The sequence below is a fragment of the Rhizobacter sp. P3_B12 genome (assembly GCF_056402895.1).
Genome location: NZ_JBFUGN010000964.1, coordinates 1 through 2321, shown reverse-complemented (window position 1 = coordinate 2321; position 2321 = coordinate 1). Strand labels below are relative to the sequence as shown.

4 protein-coding genes and 1 pseudogene are annotated in these 2321 nt (G+C 60.0%); 1 reads left to right on the top strand and 4 read right to left on the bottom strand.

The annotated features are described in order from the left end of the window. A partial coding sequence (locus AC1D01_RS30760) for a transposase (protein ID WP_477873205.1) occupies positions 1 to 175 on the top strand: 175 nt, incomplete at its 5' end. Here AC1D01_RS30760 and AC1D01_RS30755 read toward each other — a convergent pair. The 4 genes and pseudogenes from AC1D01_RS30755 to AC1D01_RS30740 form a co-directional block, all read right to left on the bottom strand. Beyond that, positions 172 to 387, bottom strand: coding sequence for a hypothetical protein (locus tag AC1D01_RS30755; protein ID WP_477873203.1), 216 nt, complete (start codon positions 385 to 387; stop codon positions 172 to 174). The two genes, AC1D01_RS30760 and AC1D01_RS30755, sit on opposite strands and share 4 nt — an antisense overlap. A gap of 220 nt (positions 388 to 607) precedes the next feature. After that, the gene (locus tag AC1D01_RS30750) at positions 608 to 1267 is read right to left on the bottom strand and encodes a hypothetical protein (RefSeq protein ID WP_477873201.1); all 660 of its coding nucleotides are present in this window, start codon (positions 1265 to 1267) and stop codon (positions 608 to 610) included. A gap of 3 nt (positions 1268 to 1270) precedes the next feature. Beyond that, a complete protein-coding gene (locus AC1D01_RS30745) occupies positions 1271 to 1981 on the bottom strand; it encodes an HNH endonuclease (RefSeq protein WP_477873199.1) in 711 nt (236 codons plus the stop codon). A 105-nt stretch (positions 1982 to 2086) separates the two neighbouring features. Beyond that, positions 2087 to 2296 (bottom strand): annotated as a pseudogene (locus tag AC1D01_RS30740) (IS3 family transposase); the annotation flags it as partial. Positions 2297 to 2321: the final 25 nt, after the last annotated feature.

The following is a 2321-nucleotide window of genomic DNA, read 5'->3' as shown; positions in this document are numbered from 1 at the left end:
CAAGAAGGCGCAGATCCGGGCGCGGGTGGAGCACCCGTTCCACATCATCAAGAACCTGTTCGGCCACAAGAAGGTCAGCTATCGCGGGCTGGCCAAGAACGGGGCGCGCATGTACAGCCTGTTCGCGCTGGCCAACCTCAGCCTGTTCGCGCTGGCCAACCTCATGATCGCCTAGATGCCGCTGCTCTGGAGGTTAAGACGAGCTCGCCAATCATTCGAAATCCACGCAAACGTGCGCTCGCCGCGGTGCARTGCATTCGCAGAGAAGCTGTCGGCTCCAGACATTGAATTGATCAGCTCATCCCTAGTGCGCTTGAACATCCAGTCGTCGACGAATTCTCCTAGCTGCGTCACGAACGGCGCGCAGATCTGGGTGGCGTGATTCATGCGCAAGTTGATCCCGTTTCGATCTTCGGCACGGGTTTGGTGTGTTGGCGAGGGGAATAGTGTTGGCCAGGTTCGGCCGACGAATCCACCCTTGGGAAGTTGATCTGAGTGGCTCGTCACTTGTCCCTGAAGTACATCTTTCGGTAGAAGTGGTTCTCCCAGGCCGAGATGCCCATGACAAGCAAGACGTTGAGGCCGATGAACACGAGCAGACCCATCGCTACGCGCCGATTGGTGGAGGGTCCGGCAACGGGTTCTGCGCGCGGTACAAGGCTTGTCGACGTTCGTACTCAGCGCGGTCCTTGTCGATCTTATGGATGGCCTCTTGCATGCCGACATCGCGGTTCCATTCACCTGGCTTGGCTTCCTCGATTTGCAACTCGGCAAACTCACGTAGCCGCTTTGCGACAGCCGACACCTGAAGGCCAAGCCCAGCGTAGTCCCGACGGCGTCGCCAGAAGAACTCCGTGTAGTCGGGCGGGTCGTCGAACTCCCGCACGCCGTCGAGCTGGTTTTCCAAATGTTCCTGCTTGGCAGGAATTTCCAGGATGTCGTACATCAGCTTGCGCGGAAGTACCCGCCACTCGACCGCGATGTCCAGGGGGGCGAACTCCGGAGCCTTAACAGTCGGAGTGTGATAAATGCTATCAGTGCCTGCGGGCCGTCCCTCGGACGTGCCGTCGTCGTAGGCGACGTGCATACAGCCGTTGGCGAAGCGGTCAAGGTGAGAGACGACGAGGATCGCGAGGTACGACGTGTCCCTCTTGTCCTTGACCTCTTCCACGCGAAGCTCGCGGAGGTAGGTCAGTAGGGCTCCGATGGCAACGCCCAGAAGCCCTGAGCCTGCGCTGATGATGGCTGATACGTTGCCTGAGTCCATGCCTCACCTGAACTTGCTTGCGTACTTGAGGAGGCTGCGATTGATGGCCTGCTGGTCAGGCGAGAAGTGTGCCTCTCGATGACAGTTCGGGCACAGCGCGACGCAGTTCCAGACACGGTCGCTTGTCTCGACCCCCAGGATGTGATGCACATCGAAGAAGCCGGACCAAGGGCGAGCGTTCCTGCAACCAGTGCGTTCACACCGACCCTCGCAGCGCTTCAACACCTCTTCGCGAACGCGTTGATCGCGCTTGACTGACGACCGAGGCACACGAGACTTCGGCGCGCCGTCTGAGCCGAGCTGCGAGTAGTCGGCAGCGATGTCGTCAAACGTGTCGTCGACCGCTAGCGCGTCGAGCGGGCTGAAATCTGGCAAAGCCACGACGTTGACAACACCTATGAAGTTCCACAGGGCGTCAGGAACTTGATGCGCAAGCGGGTTGCGATCGTCTTGAAGCCAGATGGTTGGACTGTTGCCGTTCGCCGCATGRTTCTTTCTCTGTCGACGAAGGGCTCCGCGGGCGATCAAGCGGTCACTGATGGCTCGTTGTTGCTTCCAGATCGGAAGGATGGCGTCGAGGGGAATGCGAGCCGCATGCAGAATTTCCGAACCGACTGCCTGAACTAGCAGCGCATGCGTCGCCCCATGACTGGCAGTTCGAGCTACCTTGTCCCTGATGGAACCGTCCCAGTCATCGTTCTTGATCTTCATCATGAGCTGGGCGGCGGAGACTTGTCGACCATCCCCGGGCTGGCGGCGCCAGCAAATCTGGACGTGGAGTGAATCGCCCCGGGTTCCGTGGAGGCCGGTTGGTTTAAGTCAGGCCGGCGTGGCGGCCTGCTCGGCGAGTTGCCGGTAGTAGTTTGCCTCAGCCTCGGCGGGTGGGATGTAGCCGATGGGCTCCAGCAGGCGGTGGTGGTTGAACCAGGACACCCATTCAAGCGTCGCCAGCTCCAAGGACTCCTTGGTCTTCCAAGGCGCACGGCGATGGATCAATTCGGCTTTGTAGAGGCCATTGATCGTCTCGGCCTAGAGGCCATTGATCGTCTCGGCC